Consider the following 16,000-nt stretch of genomic DNA (forward strand, 5'->3'; position numbering starts at 1 on the left):
AAACTCAGGCCGGGATCAAACTCGTCGCCAGCGACCGGCGGAGCTTGCCGGACGGCGTCTTCGGGAGCGAACCCTTCGTCACGATGGTGACGACGGCGGGGGCGATGCCCACATCGTCGAAGACCGCGCGGGCCACCTCCTTGCGGATGCGCTCGGCCTCGTCGGCGTTGTCGGCCGCGTCGGACTCCGCGATCACCGCGATACCCTCGCGGGCCATGGACGGCAGCCGAACGCCAACGGCCGCAACGCCGCCGGGGCGCACGCCCGAGACGACGCCGGCGGCGCGTTCCACGACCGTGGGGGCGATGTTCCGGCCCGCGACGATGATGACGTCCTTCTTGCGGCCGGTGACCACGACCTGGCCGTCGGGGGTCACGTAGCCGAGGTCGCCGGTCGAGAGCCAGCCGTCCGCGTCGATCGCCGAGGTGTAGCCCTCCTGGGTCAGGTACCGCTTGGTGACCGCGGCGCCGCGCACCAGCAGGGTGCCGATGCGATCGGCGCCCAGGACCTGGCCCTGATCATCGACCACGCGCAGCTCGATGCCGGGGACCGGCGGGCCGAGTTTGGCCAGGGCACGGCCGTTCTCGACGCCGTTGCGGCGCACGACACCGTCACGCTCGGAGCCCTCGCCGTCGATCCGATCGACGGTGAACACCTCCTCGACGGCGGCGAAGGAGACTGCCAGGGTGGTCTCGGCCATGCCGTAGGCGGGCATGATCACCTCGTGAGCCAGGCCGAAACGGGCTGCCTCGGTGACGAATTCGTTCAGCGTGCTCTCGTCGATGGCCTCCGCGCCGTTGACCGCGACCCGCATGCTCGACAGGTCGAACGCACCGGCCTCGGCGCGCTTGAGGCGGCGGGCCAGCAGGGAGTACGCGAAGTTCGGTGCGGCGGTGAAGGTTCCGCGGAACTTCGTCATGTACTCGGCCCACGCCAGCGGCCTCTTGAGGAATGCCAGCGGCGTCGTGATCACCGCGGTCGCCTGAGCGAGCATGGGTGTCAGCAGCATGCCGATCATGCCCATGTCGTGGTAGAGCGGCAGCCAGCTGACCACGACCTCGTCCGACTGGAACCCCGCCGCTTCGCGCATGGCGACCTGGTTCTGATAGATGTTGCCGTGCGAGATCGCCACGGCCTTGGGCACACCCGTGGTCCCGGAGGTCAGCTGCAGGATCGCGATGTCGTCCTCGGCCACCTCGACGTGCGCCACCGGCTCGTGCGCGGCCAGCGACTCGATCGAGACGACCGGCGCGCCCAGGTCCAGGCCGCCGACGGCCGCGGTGAACGGCTCACCGAGCACGACGACCTTGGCGTCCAGCATCGCCACCACGGCGCGGGTGTCCTCGAGCCAGACTTCCAGATTCGTGCGGGGAGTCGGCTGGTGCAGCATCGTGTACGCCGCGCCGCGCATCCAGGACGCCTGCACCAGCGGGCCGACGTCGCGGGGCTCGCCGGCCAGGATGGCGATGGAGCTGCCGTGCTCGACCCCGGCGGCCGCCAGGCCACCGGCGATGCGGGCGGCCTCGGCGCGCACCTGTTCCCAGGTCGCCAGGACCGGCTCGGAGACATCGCTGCCGCTCCAGAGGCCGGTGGTGGTGGAAGCGGGCTGCTCGAACAGCAGCTCGGTCACTCTACTCATTGCTGTGTCATCTCTTCCGTGTTCACGCGGCCGGTGATTCTTCGCGCAGCACGCGCTCGAAATGCTCTATGAACTTCTCGGCGTACCCCTGGCGGAGCGCGGCGGGGTCGATCACGACGCCGAACGAGGTGTTCTTGCCCAGGATCAGCGAGGTCACCGAGAACGAGTAGCCCGCCAGGGGCGAGAGCGCGGTGAGTTCGGTGATGCGCTTGCCCAGCACCTCGCGGATGCGGGAGAAGCCGGGGTTGATGCCGATGTGGACATCGGGGCTCATGTGGGCCATGGCCGCGTTGGCGATGAGCCGCTGCACGGGCCACGGCGCCTGCGGACCGCCGTCGGGAATGGCCGAGGCCAGCTCCGGCCGGCGCTTCTCGATCGTCGCCAATTCGCTACGGGCGCGCTCGATCTGGCGGCTGATGTCGGTCTCGCTGCCGAGCAGGTTCAGCGGGGAGACCAGGACCGCGTTGCCGGTGTGCCGGAACTCGGGATCGTTGGTCACCGGCAGGGTCACGCGAATGACCTCGGCCGGCTTGCCCGTGCTCGGCGGGATGGTGCTGAGCGTGGTTCCGATGGCGGCCAGCACGAACTCGTGCACCGAGGCGTTGTGCTTGCGGGCGGCGCGGCGCAGGTCCCGGGTGGAGACGCTGAGCAGGGCGACCTCGCGACGGCCCGACTTGGTGAGCTTGGGCCAGCCCCGGCCCGTACGACCACCGGCGTGCTGTTCGGCGAACGCGGCCTTGGACTCCTTCAGCACCTCGGGATCGATCGGCGGGGTGCGGAAGCGCGGGCTGGTGGCGAAGCGCTCGAATTCCTTGAGCTCATCGGGGGTTCCGTCGGCGAGCAGGGCCGCGAACGCCGCACCGGCGATGCCGTCGGACAGCGCGTGGTGCACGCGCAGCGCCACGACCTGCGGGCCGTCGCCGCTCGGGGTGAACAGCGTCAGGTGCCACAGCGGATTCGGGCGCACCAGCGGGGTTTCCAGCAGCTTCGCCAGGCGGCGGCGCAGGTCCTCGGGGGTCGCGTAGTCCGCACCGGCGACGTGCTGATCCAGATCCGGATTCTCCGCGAGCACGACTCGCGGTGCGCGCCAGCGACCTTCGGCGATGCCGACCCGGAACAGGTCGAACAGGCCGATGCGCTCGGCGACCCGGGCGCGCACCTGTGCGGCGGTCAGCCGGTCACCCGCGGTGTCCAGCTCGAGCACCATGGCCCAGTGCATCGGACGGCCCTTGCCGTCCAGGTGCAGGTAGGTGTGGTCCGGACCGGTCAGCTCGATCACGGAAGTGCTTGCGGCCGAATCACTCACGGCAGTTCCACCTGATTCTCGAACATCTTGTCGTAACGCTCCTGGTCGGGCTTCATGGCCGCCGCGACCAGCTCCCACAGCACCTCGTCGGTCCCGCCGCCGACGCGCGCCAGCTTCATGTCGCGGAACCAGCGGTTGATGGGCAGCCCGGTGTCGAGGTAGCCGATGCCGCCGAAGATGTGCAGGCACTCCGAGGCCACCTCCTCCCCCAGGTGCGCGGCGGTGGCCTTGAGGGCGGCGGCGGTGCGCAGGTTGATCTTGCCCTCGGTCGCCACGCCGATCAGGGCGTAGCGCAGCATGTCCACGCGCGCCTGCAGATCCGCGACGCGCAGGCGCAGCGCCTGGTGGTCGTAGAGCCGCTTGCCGAACTGGGAGCGGTTCATCATGCGCGCCAGGGTGACCCCGAGCATGACCTCGCACGCCCCGGCGATCTGCCCGGCGACCGAGAACCGCTCGTGCCCCAGGCCCCAGCTGATCATGGCCAGGCCGGTGCCGGGACGCGCGATGAGCGCCTCCTCCGGAACCCAGGTGTCGATGGCCACCGCGGCCGTGTCCAGCGGCCCGGCGCCGAGCTTCTCGTAGGGCTCGGCGATCTCGACCTGCGAGGTCGGCACGAGCACCAGCGCCACGTTGCCGTGATCGGCGGATTCGCCGTCCCCGGCGCTGCGGCCCACGACCACGATGTAGTCCGCGATCGGCGAGAGCGAGACGAACTTCTTGTGCCCGACGACGCGGTAGCCGCCGTTCTCCGGCTCGATCATGGTGCGCGCGATCTGCAGATCCGAGCCGCCGGATTCCTCCGAGGCCGCGATGCACAGCACCACGTCGGTATTGATCGCCTTGTCGGCCAGCTCGCGCTGGAAGTCGTTGCGCGCGAACCGGCGCAGGATGGCGATCGCCGAATCGTGCAGGCTCACACCGACGCCGATGCCCGCCGAGTTCAGCGCGCCCAGGCGCTGGGCCAGGGCGAAGTGCATGCCGAGGTCGGTGAGCTTGCGGTCCTCCCACTTGCGGGCGAACACGCCTTCCCGGCCCAGGTGCTCGAGCAGCTGACGCGGGAAGCGCTTGTCCTGCTCGGCCTGTTCGGTCCAGGCCACGACCTGCTCGTCGAAGACGCGCGCGAGCAGCTCGTCGTAGGTCTCGGTGACGACGGCGGTGCTCACGCGGCGACCTTGGACCGGATGAGGTCTTCCAGATCACCGACGGAGGCCGCTTCGGACATCTCCTTCTCGGTCAGCTTGACCCCGAGGCGCTCCTCGATCGCGACCACGCCGATGGCGAAAGCCACCGAGTCGACGCCGAGGTCCTCGACCAGCAGGGACGAGCGGGAGACATCGGCCAGGGACAGGTCCAGGTCTTCTTCGAGAATGCTGTTCAGCACATCGGTGATCTGGTCGGACATGAGGTAACTCCTTGGGACTGAAGGTTTTTGCTACCGGCCGGGTTCACGACGCTACGCATCGGGAACCCGGTATCCGGCAGGTGGGGACACGCGCCGCGGGCTGTGCGGCGTGCTATTCGAGCACTTCCTCGTCACCGACGCCGAAGCTGGTGAACGCGGTATTGCGCTGCAGGCGGTAGACCTCGCGACCGGCCACGCTGTTGAGGATCTTGGCGTTGCGCACCGCGCCGATGTCGAGGTTGGGCGCGGAGACGCCGATGGCGTGCGATTCGGCGTTGGCCAGGAACAGCTTTCCGCCCAGGCCGTTGTCGGCGTCCACCGAGTGGTTGTTCGCCACGACCGGACGGCCCTGCGAATCCCGGTGCAGCAGCTCGGCGATGGGCCCGAGGAAGCTCTGGCTGCGCGCCTTGTAGCCGGTGGCCGCGATGACCATGTCCGCGGTGTGCGCCAGCAGCGCACCGGTGTCGCGGTGCCGGCCGCGAATGCGCAGGCGGCCGTCGTCCAGGGTGTCCAGGCCCTCGACCGCGACGCCGTTGCGCAGGCGCACCGGCTGCAGCTTGTCCTTGAGCTCGCGGCGGTAGAGCAGGTCGTGCAGCCGCGCCAGGGTGTCGGTCGAGATGCCCTTGTGGAACTGCCAGTGCCCGGCGCGCACCTTGTCGCGGGTGTCCTCGGGCAGGCTCTGGAAGTAGTCCATGTACGCGGGCGTGGTCATCTCCAGCGACAGCTTGGTGAAGTCCAGCGGCGCGAACCACGGTGTGCGCGTCCACCACTGGACGGCCGGGCCGCCCTGCAGGTTCGCCTCGAGCAGGTCGACGACGATCTCCGCACCGGACTGCCCGGAGCCGATGACGGTCACCGCGCCGGCCTTGTGCGCGGCCTCCTGGTTGAACAGGTACTCCGAGCTGTGGATCAGCGCGGACGAGGAGGTGGCCAGGGCGGGCGGGATGGTCGGCTCGGTGCCGACGCCGACGACCACGTGTCCGGCGACGATGGTCGAGACCGCGCCGTTCGTGGTCACCGCGACCTCGAAGTGAGACTGCTCCTGGTTCCACACCACCGAGTTCACGGTGGTGCCGAAGCGCAGCGTGTTCAGCCGCCGCACCACCCACAGCAGGTAGTCCTCGTATTCGCGGCGGGTGGGGAAGAAGTCCTCACGCACCAGGAACGGGTACAGCCGGTCCACGTCGGCCAGGTAGGCCAGGAACGTCATGGGGTGGGTGGGGTCGACCAGCGAGACGACATCCGAGAGGAAGCTGACCTGAAGTTTGGCTTCCTCGAACATCATTCCGGTGTGCCAGCGGAATTCCGGCACCGAGTCGACGACGAGGATGTCGATGTCGTCGACCGTCGACGCCATCGCGGCCAGCCCGATGTTGAACGGACCCGCGCCGATCGCGAGGATGTCTACTTTTTCGAATTCACTCATGGGCCTTCACCATTTCGTCGCCGACGCTCTGCAAGCCTTCGGACTCCACTTCCAAACCGACGCGCAGCAGTTCGTCGAACAGCTCGTCGATGTCCTGCTCGGTGGTCTCCGGGTTCAGCAGGGTCAGCTTGACGCAGGTGCGCGGCTCGCCCTCACCCCGTACCCGGACCTGGGTGCGGCCGATGAGGGCCGTACCGGAGCTGATCAGTCGACGGCGCAGCTCGCCGTTGACCGCGTCCAGATCCAGATCCTCACACAGGTACCGGAATACGACCGTGGTCAGGGTGACCGGCGCGACCAGTTCGAGCTGCAGTTCGGTGCCGATGCGGCCCTCGGCGTACTTGGCCAGCTCGTGGCACTGGTCCAGCATCTTGCCCATGCCGCTGCGGCCGTAGGCCAGGAAGGTGGCCGCGACCTTGAGCACGTCGGGGCGGCGGGTGGTCTGCAGGGTCTGGCCCAGCAGACCGCCGTAGCCGGCCTCCACGTCGTCGTCGGGGTTCAGGTAGGCGACCGAGCGGTTCAGCGAGGCGAAGCGCTGCTGATCGGCCAGCAGGAGCACCGAGGCGGCGGCGGGCTGCCAGCCGACCTTGTGCAGGTCCAGGGTGATCGAGTCGGCGCGCTCGATGCCGGTCAGCAGCGGCGCCAGCTCGTCGGAGAACAGCGAGCCGAAGCCGTAGGCGGCGTCGACGTGCATCCAGACGCCATGCTTGGCGGCGATGTCGGCGATCTCCGGCAGCGGGTCGATGGAGCCGAAGTCGGTGGTGCCCGCGGTGGCCACGATGGCGACCGGGGTGTGGCTGGCGCGCAGCTCGGTGAGCACCTCGTCCAGGGCCTCGGGGATCATGCGGTGATCGGCGTCGACCGGGATCGGGATGGCCGCGGCCTCACCCAATCCCAGTGCGGCGCAGGCGCGGTGGATGGAGAAGTGGGCGACGCGCGAGCACAGGACCACGGGCCGGGCCAGCGCGCTGACGCCGTTCTGGCGGATGTCCACACCGTTCTGCATGGCGCCGTAGTCGCGGGCGACGAGCAGCGCGAGCAGGTTCGAGTAGGAACCGCCCGGGCCGAAGACGCCGCCGGCGGCCTCGGTGAAACCGGCCAGCTTGGCCAGCGCCTTGATGGTCCACTGCTCGATGCCCAGGGTCGCCGGGCCCGAATCGTAGGTGTCCAGCGAGGCGTTGGTGGCGCTGGCGAGGGCGTCGGCGACCACGGCGACGGTCAGCGGCGGCGGCTGCAGGTGCGCGGCGGTGAGCTTGTGCGTCAGGTCCAGGCCGTACGCGGCGATGAGATCGGCGAGGTGGTTCAGCGCGGCGGCCTCACCGATACCGTCGGCCGGAATCTGCTCCGGGCCCAGGGATTCCGCGACCGCGGCGAGCATCTCGGCGGGCTGGCCGGACGGCAGCGGGGAGTTGTGGTGCCGGCCTTCGACGGCCGCGGCGAGTTGGGCCAGTCCACCGCCGACCGCGGTCCAGCCGGTTCCGGGCTGGGCGAACTTGGACGCTCTGTCCCAGGGGGAATCGAATTCAACTGACACGGTAGACCTCATAACGTTGCGGCGGGGAGGGGGAACGCATGCCGGGTGCGGCGAGCCCGGCGGCGGGAAAGCTGTTAAACCGGTTGGGGTTCGCGCACCGCGCCGACCAGGTCGGCGAGTGGGCGATCGAGCGCGCCGGGGATGCGCGCGACGAGGGCGGTGGTGATGTCCGCGGCGCGCTGGGCGCGGGCGTCGTCGACGGGCCCCGGCTGATGATCGATCTCCAGGTGCACGCTGTCGTCGGCCCCGAGCTCGAAGGCCAGGGTCAGCGGGTAGTTGCCGATCCCGTGGAAGACCGATTCGCAGGTGACGGTCCGGTCCGGTGGGACCGGGATGCCGCGCAGCGGGGCATTGCGAACCGAGGCCATGATCTCGGCGACCGGGAAGCGGCCGCCGGCTCCGCGCAGAGCGGTGAGCACGGTGCCGTAGTCGACGCCGGCGAATTCCATCGAGCCGTAGACGACCGAGGCGGCGGTGGAAAGCGCCTCGCGCACGGTCGAGTTCGGGTCGAAGCGAAAACGCATCGGCACGATGTTGCCGGTGTAGCCGACGGTGGCCGGGCCCTCGCCCTGGCGGCGGTTGTCGGCCGGGATGAGCAGCACGTGGTCGGCCTCGCCGGTGAGGGCGTAGACCCCGAGCGCGCAGACGCCGATGAGCAGTGCGTTCTGAGTGGCGCCGACCTCGCGGGCGACGGTCTCGAGCGCGGCGATGTCCGCGCCCGGGACGGGCCGCTCGAAGCGGATGCCCGCGCTCTCGTCCATGGGCGAGAGCCAGCTCTGCTCCGGGCTGATCTCGGGCAGCGTGCCGTCGAGCGGGAAGCGGATTCCCTCGGCGGCCCAGGTGTTCCGGGCGTGCTCGAGGGCGCGGGCCACATCGTCCTGGGTGACCGGCGCGGTCGAGCGGACCGGGCGGTCGTCGCTCTCGGGCCAGGCGCCCGAGACCAGGGTGCCCAGCAGCAGCGGCCAGGAGGTGTCGTCCACCGCGAGGTGATGCACGACCAGCGCGAGGGTCACCCGGTCGTCGGCGCCGCGGGTGATGCGGGCGCGCAGCGGGGGTTCGCGGGTCAGGTCGAACGGCGACTTCGTGAACGTGTCGGCCGCCGAGCGGATGTCCGAATCATCCTGCGCGGCAGCGGGAATGGTGCCCCACTCCCATGTGACGCCCGGTTCGGCCCAGCGGCCCGCGATCGCGGTGCGCACGCGCCGGGGGGTGCCGTCCTCGGCGACGGTGATGAGCGAGCCCAGGACCGCGGCGCGCTCGACCATCGTCTCGAAGGAGGCGATGACCTCGTCCAGGCCGTACCCGCCCTCGAAGTCGAGCACGAGACCGATGTTGTGCGACAACGACTCCGGGTCGAAGCCGTAGATCTTCCACATGCGGCGCTCGGCGACGCCGAGCGCGCCCTCGGGAGCGGCCGGCCCGGCGCTCGGGGCCGGGGCGGCGACTTCGGCGGTGAGTCCGGCGGCGGCCAGGCGCTGCTTGAGCAACTCCAGGCGTGCGGCGGTCTGCGATTTCATTTCGCTCCCAACGTCGAGGCGGCGGTGGTGGAGGCGGGCACGAAGGCGTCCGAATCCGGTGCGCGGTCGAAGCTCTCGTACCCGGTCGCGTTCTCCCGCAGGATCTTCCAGTCGCTGACGATGTCGATCAGCTCCCCGCGCGCCCACAGCGGCGCCTGGTCCTGGAAGTGCGGCGAATCCGGTGCGCCGCTGACGCCCAGCGGCACGATCCAGCGGCCCGCGTCGCGGTCGTCCAGATCCCAGACGTACCGGGCGGCGGAGCCGACGCTGCACAGGTGCGAGAAGCCGACGGCGCTGGCGTTGGCGAACACGGTCTCGGCGTCGCCGCCCAGCGGCAGCGGGACGGGGCGGATGGCCGCGTTCAGTTCCGGATGCTTGACGCCCGCGCCCACCAGATCGAAACCGTGGATGGGCGCGAACAGGTGCACGCTGCCCCAGGCCGGGGTCTGCTCCTGACCCGCGAGCTTCGCCGCGGTGGCGTCCAGAGCGGCGGTGAGCACGCCGGCGACATCCACCCCAAGCGCCGGCGCGTTCGCCACGACCGCGTCCAGGGCCGCGCCGATGCGGGTGCCCGCGACGAACCACGGGGTGAAGGTGGGCCCGAACGGGTGCCCGGCGGCCAGACCCGCGAACGCGGGCGCGGCGGTGAGGCCGCGCACGAAGTTCGCGCGCACCTCGGCGTACACGTACGCCTCGGTGCTGTCGGCGCGCATCGCGCGATCCCAGGTCAGCAGGCGGGCGCGCACGGCCTCGGCGTCGGCGCCGAGTCCGGTGAGCGTGCCCAGCAGCTCGGTGAGCGCGTCGGACTCCTCGAGTTGCACGTCGCCGTGGATCCGCTCGCAGTCCGCGCCCGAGACGTTCGCACCGTCCGCGAGCAACGCGTCGATGCGGTCCGCCCGGGAGGACGGCGCGCACTCGGTGGTGATGGGCTGCAACGGATCCGAGTCGCAGATGCGCTGGTTCGCGATCACCGAGTAGGTGTCCACCCCGGCGTCGAAGGACTCCTCGAGCACCGAGGCGGGACGGTAGCCGCGCCACCGGTAGCGCTCGTCCCAGCCCGGGACCGGCAGCCAGTAGTTCTCGTCGGCGCGGTCGGGCATGGCGCCCACCACGTGGTGGGCGAGGCGGCCGGTGGTGTCGGCGATGACGATGCGATTGACCGGCTCGGACCACCCGGCCAGGGCCTGTTCGACGTCACCGACGTTCGTCGCGAACAGCAGGTCGATGGCGGCGTCGAAGGTGACGTCCGGATCGCTGAGCATCGGGGTGCGCAGGCTCACCGCGAAGGCGTCCTCGGGTCCGCCGAAGACGACCCCGCCGTTGCCGGTGGTGATGATCTCCACGCGCACCGGCTCGCCGCCGCGCACCCGGATCTCCTCGAACCGGGACTCGACGGCCTCCGTCCCGCCGGGCGTTTCGGCGAGCACGCCGTCGCCGGTCCGGGTGAGCTTCTCGACGTACAGGTCCTGGTAGTCGCCCATGGCGTTGGTGATGCCCCAGGCGACGGTGCGGGTGTGGCTGAAGTGCGGAAGCGCGGGCACGCCCGCGAAGGAGAAGCCGACGACGTCGAATTCCGGTGCGGCCAGGTGGAACTGCTGGTAGATGCCGGGCAGTTCCAGGAAGCGGTGCGGGTCGCCGGCGATCAGCGGGGCGCCGGTCGCGGTGCGGGCCGCGGCCACGCCCCAGGCGTTGCTGCCGGAAATGGCGTCGCCGAAGGAGGATTCGGGGGCCGGCGCCGGGGCGGCCGGGGCCGGGATCAGGTCCAGCAGCGCGGCCAGGAACGCCTCGTCCGGGACGCCGGGCACGTTCACGGTGGCGTCGTCGACGCCCTCGCAGTCGAACAGCGCCAGCGCGGCCGGGCCGAGCGCGCGCACCGCGTGCACGCGCCAGAGCTTGGTGAGGAACCGGCCGAAGAGCACGTTGTGGATGATGAACACCGCGATGGGCGTCCACGGCTGCCACGGCGCCGGGCGGTGATCGAGCCCGGTGAGCTCGATGGCCTCGGCGGTGTCCAGGGTGCTGTTGACGCCATCGACGTAGGCGCGCACCAGTTCCCGCGTGCGCGGGCTCGATCCGTCGTAGATGCGCTTGGCGGCCACGTCCAGCTGGGCGCGGCGGGCGAAGCGGTCCCAGCCGACGGTGTCGGCGCCGAAGACCTCGGCCGTGCGGCCCTCCGCGCGCAACCGCAGGAATTCCAGCTGCCAGGCCCGGTCGAGCCCGCAGGCCCGGCCCTGACCGAACAGCGCGCCGGCGGCGGTGGTCGCGGTGATGTGCGCGATGCCGTGGGCGTCGCGCAGGATCTCCACGTCCGGGGTGTACTCGCTCACGAGACCGCCACCTCGTCCCGCAGTTCCAGCGGCGAGGGCAGGGGCCGGTGCGCCGCAATGGGATTCACGAGCTCGTGCGCGTCGTCGACCAGGGTCGAGTACGAGTCGCCGAGGTTCACCATGCGGCGGTTGTTGGTCAGCTGCAGCCGGTTCATGTGGATGGCCTTGAAGGTGGGCGCGAACATGTCCCACTTGGCGAAACGCTCGGCCAGCTCCGGGTGCAGGTCCTGGAACCCGGCGACGCTCTCGGCCACCACGGCCCAGAAGTCCTGATCGGCGAGCAGACCGCTGGAGTGGAAGATCGCGGCCAGGTGGCGCAGGAAGTCGTCGAAGACGTCCGAGAGCACGCCCATGTTGCGGATGTCGTCGGTCGCCTCGGCGAGGGCGCGGTGGCAGGACTCGGGCAGGTCGGCGGGAGCGCCGAAGATCGACACCTCCTCGCCGAGGTCCTTGAGCATGGCGCGCACCGGAACGCCCTTGTCCAGCACCAGGATCAGGTTCTCGCCGTGGGGGGAGAACTTGAGTTCGTACCGGTAGAGCAGGTACACGATCGGGTGCAGGTAGGACCGCAGGTACCGGCGCAGCCAGTCGCCGGCCTCGAGACCCGACTCGCGAACCACGGCCGCCAGGAAGGAATCGCCGTGGTGATCCACGTGCAGCAGCGCCGCCATGGTGGTGAGCTGTTCGCCCTCGCGCACCAGCGGGACCGGGCTCTCGCGCCACAGCGCCGCGAGCAGCTTGCGGTACTCCGAGCCGGGCTGAGTGATCGAGGTGTAGCTGGGGCTGCGGTACCCGATGGCCGCGACCTCGTACAGCATCTCGAAGTCGAGCGACTTCAGGTACTCGTCACCGCGGACCAGGCCGCGAATCCAGTCGTTGATCAGCGGGGTGTTGCGCATGTAGTCCGCGGACATGCCGCGGGTGAATCCCATGTTGACGATGGAGAGCGCCATCTTGACGTAGTGCCGGGTGGGGCGGGTGGTGTTGAACAGCGTGCGGATGGACTGCTGCGGCTGGTACAGGTCCGGCCCGGTGCCCAGTTCCACGATCTTCTGCTCGGCGATGTCGACGGCGTAGACGCGGGAGATCTTCTCGAGCCACTGCCACGGGTGCACCGGCATGTAGTAGTACCGCGCCGGATCCAGGCCGCGGCCGGTGAGCACCGCCGCGAAGCGGTCCAGGGTGTCCGCGCCCAGTTCCTCGCGCACCACCGAGTCGTAGTCCACGCCCTCGACCGCGGCGAACTCGCAGTGCTCGCGCCGGACCGCGACCCAGGTCAGCGCGAAACGCGAACCCCATTCGGGCGCATAGTTCTCCACGTCGTGGACGCTGAAGCCCAGCCGGCCCGCGTTGGCCACGATGCACGGATGACCCTCGGTCATGGTGCGCTCGATGGTCTGGAAGTCCGCGACCGCCAGCTCCGCGGCCGCGATGCGCCGATCGTCGGGGCGATTCGCGCTCATGAGCAGGGTGTTGGTGAACTCCTCGAGGTATTCCGGCAGCGCGTCGCGCGGAATACCCAGGGAGCCACTGAGATCGATGACGAGCTGGGTGGCGTCGATGCGCGCGGGCTCGCCGTCGCGGGTGCGGCGCAGCGACGACTCGTCGATGCACCAGCTGTCCAGGGACAGCACCTCGGCGCGGAAACCGTATTCGGTCAGGCCGTCATCGGAGTGCAGTACGTAGACGCCGGGGGTCAACTCGACGGGGTGCACGAACCGCTCGTGGCAGAACTCGGCCAGAATCTTGGTCGCGATTCTTCTCTCGTAGGTCTGCCAGAACGCGGATAGGGATGCGGAAGCTTCGGGGCTGGTCAAAGCACTACCTTCTCAGGAGTTCGCGAGCTGGAAGTCGGTCGCCAGGGACCGGCCGTTGTCCGTGAGCCGAATGAAATCGGCACGGGTGCAGTAGCTCAGGCGGGCGATCTTGTCGGCCACCGGGAAATCACCCGCGACCTGGAAGCCGACCGCGGCGTTGAGCTTCTGCACGTGCAGGTTCCGGTGATCCGGCTCGACCACGACCCGTTCGGCGCCGCACTCGAAGAAGGCGGTGCGCATGATGTGCAGCATGACGTTGCCGGTGAAGCCCGGCAGCCTGCGCTCGCTGTTGGACACCAGCAGGTGCATGCCGATGTCACCGGCCGCGTGCTCGTATCCGGTGCCCGGCTTGGCCAGATCACTGGTCTGCGGGTTGTACAGCTCGAACAGGAACTGCGGCTCGTCCTCGAAAGCGCCGATCCACATACCGAATCGCGGATCCGGGTCGGACTTGGCGACGCGGATCAGATCCTCGACGTCGGCCGGGGTGCTCTCGAGCATGCCCCAGTACGCCGACTTGGGGTGGATGAGCCACCGATGAGCGGTCTCGGTGTCACGTTCGATATCGATGGGCCGGGCGGTCAGCTCGTAAACAGCTGGTTCGGCAACTCCATCGGTACCCGGACTCGTCTCGGGACGAGCAACCACCATCAGAAACCCTCTCGCAGATCCACATTCGCGAGTTAGGGTAACCTATTTTATTAGGGTGGGCTAACCCGAAAATCGCAGCGGGTCTCTCGCAACACGCGAGCAATAGCGGCAGGCTTTCAGCATCTACGGCCGGCCGCGGGGCGTAACCGCTGATCAGCGTACACTTACGTAGTAAACGTAGCCTAACCTCATCCGATTTAGGTTAGGCTAGCGTAACGCAGATCTCAGAGCCAGCCGATTGCCGGGCCGGGCCGGGATTTCCGGACCCGCCGCCGGTTTCTCAGGCGCTCAGCGGCGCCGCGGTGACCCGGTAGCCGAGATTGGTCAGCACCTCGGTCGTCGCCTTGGCGAAATTGAGGGTGATGAAGTGCAGACACGGCGCGCCCTCGTCGATGAGACGCTGCGCCATTTCGGTCGCGATCTCGATGCCCTCGGCGCGCACCGCGGCCCTGTTCTCTTCGGGCCCATCCCCCGCCGCGCGCCGCAACCGCGCCAGCACGGCGGGCGGGAGCTCGCGGCCGGACAGCTCCACCGCGCGCTGCACCGTGCGCAGCGAGGTGATCGGCATCAGCTCGGGAATGATCGGCTTCGCGCCCTCGACCGGGTCGTGCGCGGCCACCCGATCCCGCAGTCGCAGATAGTGCTCGACGTCGAAGAACATCTGGGTGATCGAATAGTCGGCTCCGGCGCGGAGTTTGGCGACCAGGTGCGCGGTATCGGTGGCCAGGTCCGGTGAGCGGTGATGGCCCTGCGGGAACGAGGCCACCCCGACCTTGAAATCGCCGAGATCGCGCACGATGCGCACCAGTTCCTCGGCGTACTCCACACCGTCGGGGTGCCGCTCCCACGCCCCGAGCGGATCGCCCGGCGGATCACCGCGCAGCACCAGGATGTCGCGGATGCCGCAGTCGGCGTACGAACCGACCAGGGCGCGCAGTTCGGCGATGCTGTGGCCGACCGCGGTCAGGTGCGCCACCGGCAGCAGGGTGGTCTGCTGGGCGAGCTGGCCGGTGATGCGGGCGGTGCGGTCCTTCGTGGAGCCGCCGGCCCCGTAGGTCATGGAGACGAAGGCCGGGTGCATGCGCTCGAATTCCCGGACCGTGCGCCACAGCCGGGCCTCGCCGGCGGCGTCACGCGGCGGATTGAACTCCACCGAGAAGGGCACTCGCGCACCGGAATGGATGCGCAGGTTCTGCACGACCGAGGCGCGCGCGGCGGCCAGGGGCGCGACGCGGGCGGTGCGTTCGATCGGCGCGCGGCCGGGCACGGCCGCGAATGTATTGTCCGGGTTCGTCATTGGTGAGCTCCATGGTCAGCATGCCGATGGCCACCTCATCGCGAGTGCACGCTGAAAGGAGCCCATGATGTGGCGTCGTGTGACGCCCGGTTCCGCTCGGCATGCCACCCGGTCCACGAGGCGACAACCGCCGGACACGACGTATCCGGCACAACGGGCAGGTCTTCGGACTCGTGGGCATCGACCCGTGACCCGGGTCGGCCCCGGCGCTCGTGCCGGGGCTGGTCCTATCGGCCATCGCTTCCCGGGCAACGCGCCCAGCGCGGAATGACGGCTGTCGTTCCCACTCACCGCTGCGGGACAGTCCCGGATTCCCACCGGGTTCCCTCTCGCCCCGCGGCGCGCGAACGCGCCACCGGGCTTCGACGCCTTCGGACGGATCAGGGGCTCCTCGATACCGCCTCCGGCGAACCAGCTGCGCAGGCGAATATAGCGAAGTGGTACCGCCGCCGACAACCACACCCCTTCCCGGCGCGTCCCGGCGTCGCCCGGCCGCGTGTCACGGCGCCGACGCGCCCGGACGGCCGCGTAGTCTGCGTCCGTTCCGAAGCCGCTGATCAGACCCTGGAGAAGCCATGAATTGGGAAGCGTGGCAAGAAAGTTGGGATCGCGGACCTGCCGACGCTGTTGCGCCCCGGCGGGCTGCTCGTCAACGCCGATCACATGCCCGACCCGGGGACCCCGCTACTGAACGAGCTGGACGAGCGGATCCAGCGCGGACATCAGGAGCGTGTGCGCTCGGAGGGCGTGCCGGATTGGGAACGGTGGTGGGCGAGCATCGCCGACGATTCCCGGCTGAGCAACGAACTGGCCGCCAGTCGCGCCATCCTGGACAACCGGCAGCAGGGCGTTCCGCAGACCCTGGACTGGCATCTCGACCGTGTCCGCGCGGCGGGGTTCACCGAAGCCGGGGTGGCGTGGCGCTCGATCACCGACGCGGTGCTCGTGGGCGTGCGCTGAGGCGCGGGGCCGCACCGGTTTCCACGCGCGCCGCCCGCGCGCTCATTACCGCGCAATTACGGTTTCCTCACTGTTAGCTCGTGACTCCTATCCGGCGGAGTGCACTCCTTCACATTCACGGAAG

At 69.7% G+C, this 16,000-nt stretch carries 12 protein-coding genes and 1 riboswitch; of the genes, 1 reads left to right on the forward strand and 11 read right to left on the reverse strand.

Features of this window, described 5'->3' with window-relative positions; genetic code table 11:
* Positions 1 to 4 precede the first annotated feature (4 nt).
* From ACWDOP_RS11400 to ACWDOP_RS11450, 11 genes are all read right to left on the reverse strand, one after another.
* Complete coding sequence (locus ACWDOP_RS11400) at positions 5 to 1,639, reverse strand: long-chain-fatty-acid--CoA ligase (protein ID WP_456344956.1); 1,635 nt, start codon at positions 1,637 to 1,639, stop codon at positions 5 to 7.
* Positions 1,640 to 1,661: 22 nt separating this feature from the next.
* On the reverse strand, positions 1,662 to 2,945 hold the full coding sequence (locus ACWDOP_RS11405; RefSeq protein ID WP_456344957.1) for a wax ester/triacylglycerol synthase domain-containing protein: 1,284 nt from the start codon (positions 2,943 to 2,945) through the stop codon (positions 1,662 to 1,664).
* The gene (locus tag ACWDOP_RS11410; RefSeq protein ID WP_456344958.1) at positions 2,942 to 4,108 is read right to left on the reverse strand and encodes an acyl-CoA dehydrogenase family protein; all 1,167 of its coding nucleotides are present in this window, start codon (positions 4,106 to 4,108) and stop codon (positions 2,942 to 2,944) included. Before ACWDOP_RS11410 ends, ACWDOP_RS11405 begins: the two co-directional genes overlap by 4 nt.
* Positions 4,105 to 4,347: an acyl carrier protein gene (locus ACWDOP_RS11415; RefSeq protein ID WP_456344959.1), complete on the reverse strand. Its 243-nt coding sequence runs from the start codon at positions 4,345 to 4,347 to the stop codon at positions 4,105 to 4,107. Before ACWDOP_RS11415 ends, ACWDOP_RS11410 begins: the two co-directional genes overlap by 4 nt.
* A 112-nt stretch (positions 4,348 to 4,459) precedes the next feature.
* Positions 4,460 to 5,773, reverse strand: coding sequence for a lysine N(6)-hydroxylase/L-ornithine N(5)-oxygenase family protein (locus ACWDOP_RS11420; protein ID WP_456344960.1), 1,314 nt, complete (start codon positions 5,771 to 5,773; stop codon positions 4,460 to 4,462).
* On the reverse strand, positions 5,766 to 7,319 hold the full coding sequence (locus ACWDOP_RS11425) for a pyridoxal phosphate-dependent decarboxylase family protein (RefSeq protein ID WP_454209061.1): 1,554 nt from the start codon (positions 7,317 to 7,319) through the stop codon (positions 5,766 to 5,768). The genes ACWDOP_RS11420 and ACWDOP_RS11425 overlap by 8 nt, the downstream gene beginning before the upstream one ends.
* A 62-nt stretch (positions 7,320 to 7,381) precedes the next feature.
* Positions 7,382 to 8,824, reverse strand: coding sequence for a condensation domain-containing protein (locus ACWDOP_RS11430; protein WP_456344961.1), 1,443 nt, complete (start codon positions 8,822 to 8,824; stop codon positions 7,382 to 7,384).
* Positions 8,821 to 11,151, reverse strand: a complete 2,331-nt coding sequence (locus ACWDOP_RS11435; protein ID WP_456344962.1) for a penicillin acylase family protein — start codon at positions 11,149 to 11,151, stop codon at positions 8,821 to 8,823. The genes ACWDOP_RS11430 and ACWDOP_RS11435 overlap by 4 nt, the downstream gene beginning before the upstream one ends.
* Positions 11,148 to 12,968: an IucA/IucC family protein gene (locus tag ACWDOP_RS11440; protein ID WP_456344963.1), complete on the reverse strand. Its 1,821-nt coding sequence runs from the start codon at positions 12,966 to 12,968 to the stop codon at positions 11,148 to 11,150. The genes ACWDOP_RS11435 and ACWDOP_RS11440 overlap by 4 nt, the downstream gene beginning before the upstream one ends.
* A gap of 12 nt (positions 12,969 to 12,980) precedes the next feature.
* Positions 12,981 to 13,619 carry a GNAT family N-acetyltransferase gene (locus ACWDOP_RS11445; RefSeq protein ID WP_456344964.1) on the reverse strand — a complete coding sequence of 213 codons (639 nt, stop codon included), beginning with the start codon at positions 13,617 to 13,619 and terminating at the stop codon, positions 12,981 to 12,983.
* A gap of 280 nt (positions 13,620 to 13,899) precedes the next feature.
* Positions 13,900 to 14,916 (reverse strand): methylenetetrahydrofolate reductase, encoded by a 1,017-nt coding sequence (locus ACWDOP_RS11450; protein WP_456344965.1) that lies wholly within the window; start codon positions 14,914 to 14,916, stop codon positions 13,900 to 13,902.
* A gap of 159 nt (positions 14,917 to 15,075) precedes the next feature.
* Positions 15,076 to 15,244, reverse strand: a riboswitch (cobalamin riboswitch).
* 335 nt (positions 15,245 to 15,579) lie between these two features.
* On the opposite strand from ACWDOP_RS11450, the gene ACWDOP_RS11455 reads away from it, so the two are divergent.
* A complete protein-coding gene (locus ACWDOP_RS11455) occupies positions 15,580 to 15,876 on the forward strand; it encodes a hypothetical protein (RefSeq protein WP_456344966.1) in 297 nt (98 codons plus the stop codon).
* Positions 15,877 to 16,000: the final 124 nt, after the last annotated feature.

It is taken from the genome of Nocardia sp. NPDC003693 (assembly GCF_053981095.1).

What these genes read in the sequence shown, in the direction of transcription:
- ACWDOP_RS11445 (WP_456344964.1), bottom strand. Translation starts at nt 13,619, where the DNA reads ATGGTGGTTGCTCGTCCCGAGACGAGTCCGGGTACCGATGGAGTTGCC.
- ACWDOP_RS11430 (WP_456344961.1), bottom strand. Translation starts at nt 8,824, where the DNA reads ATGAAATCGCAGACCGCCGCACGCCTGGAGTTGCTCAAGCAGCGCCTG.
- ACWDOP_RS11450 (WP_456344965.1), bottom strand. Translation starts at nt 14,916, where the DNA reads ATGACGAACCCGGACAATACATTCGCGGCCGTGCCCGGCCGCGCGCCG.
- ACWDOP_RS11415 (WP_456344959.1), bottom strand. Translation starts at nt 4,347, where the DNA reads ATGTCCGACCAGATCACCGATGTGCTGAACAGCATTCTCGAAGAAGAC.
- ACWDOP_RS11425 (WP_454209061.1), bottom strand. Translation starts at nt 7,319, where the DNA reads ATGAGGTCTACCGTGTCAGTTGAATTCGATTCCCCCTGGGACAGAGCG.
- ACWDOP_RS11400 (WP_456344956.1), bottom strand. Translation starts at nt 1,639, where the DNA reads ATGAGTAGAGTGACCGAGCTGCTGTTCGAGCAGCCCGCTTCCACCACC.
- ACWDOP_RS11455 (WP_456344966.1), top strand. Translation starts at nt 15,580, where the DNA reads ATGCCCGACCCGGGGACCCCGCTACTGAACGAGCTGGACGAGCGGATC.
- ACWDOP_RS11420 (WP_456344960.1), bottom strand. Translation starts at nt 5,773, where the DNA reads ATGAGTGAATTCGAAAAAGTAGACATCCTCGCGATCGGCGCGGGTCCG.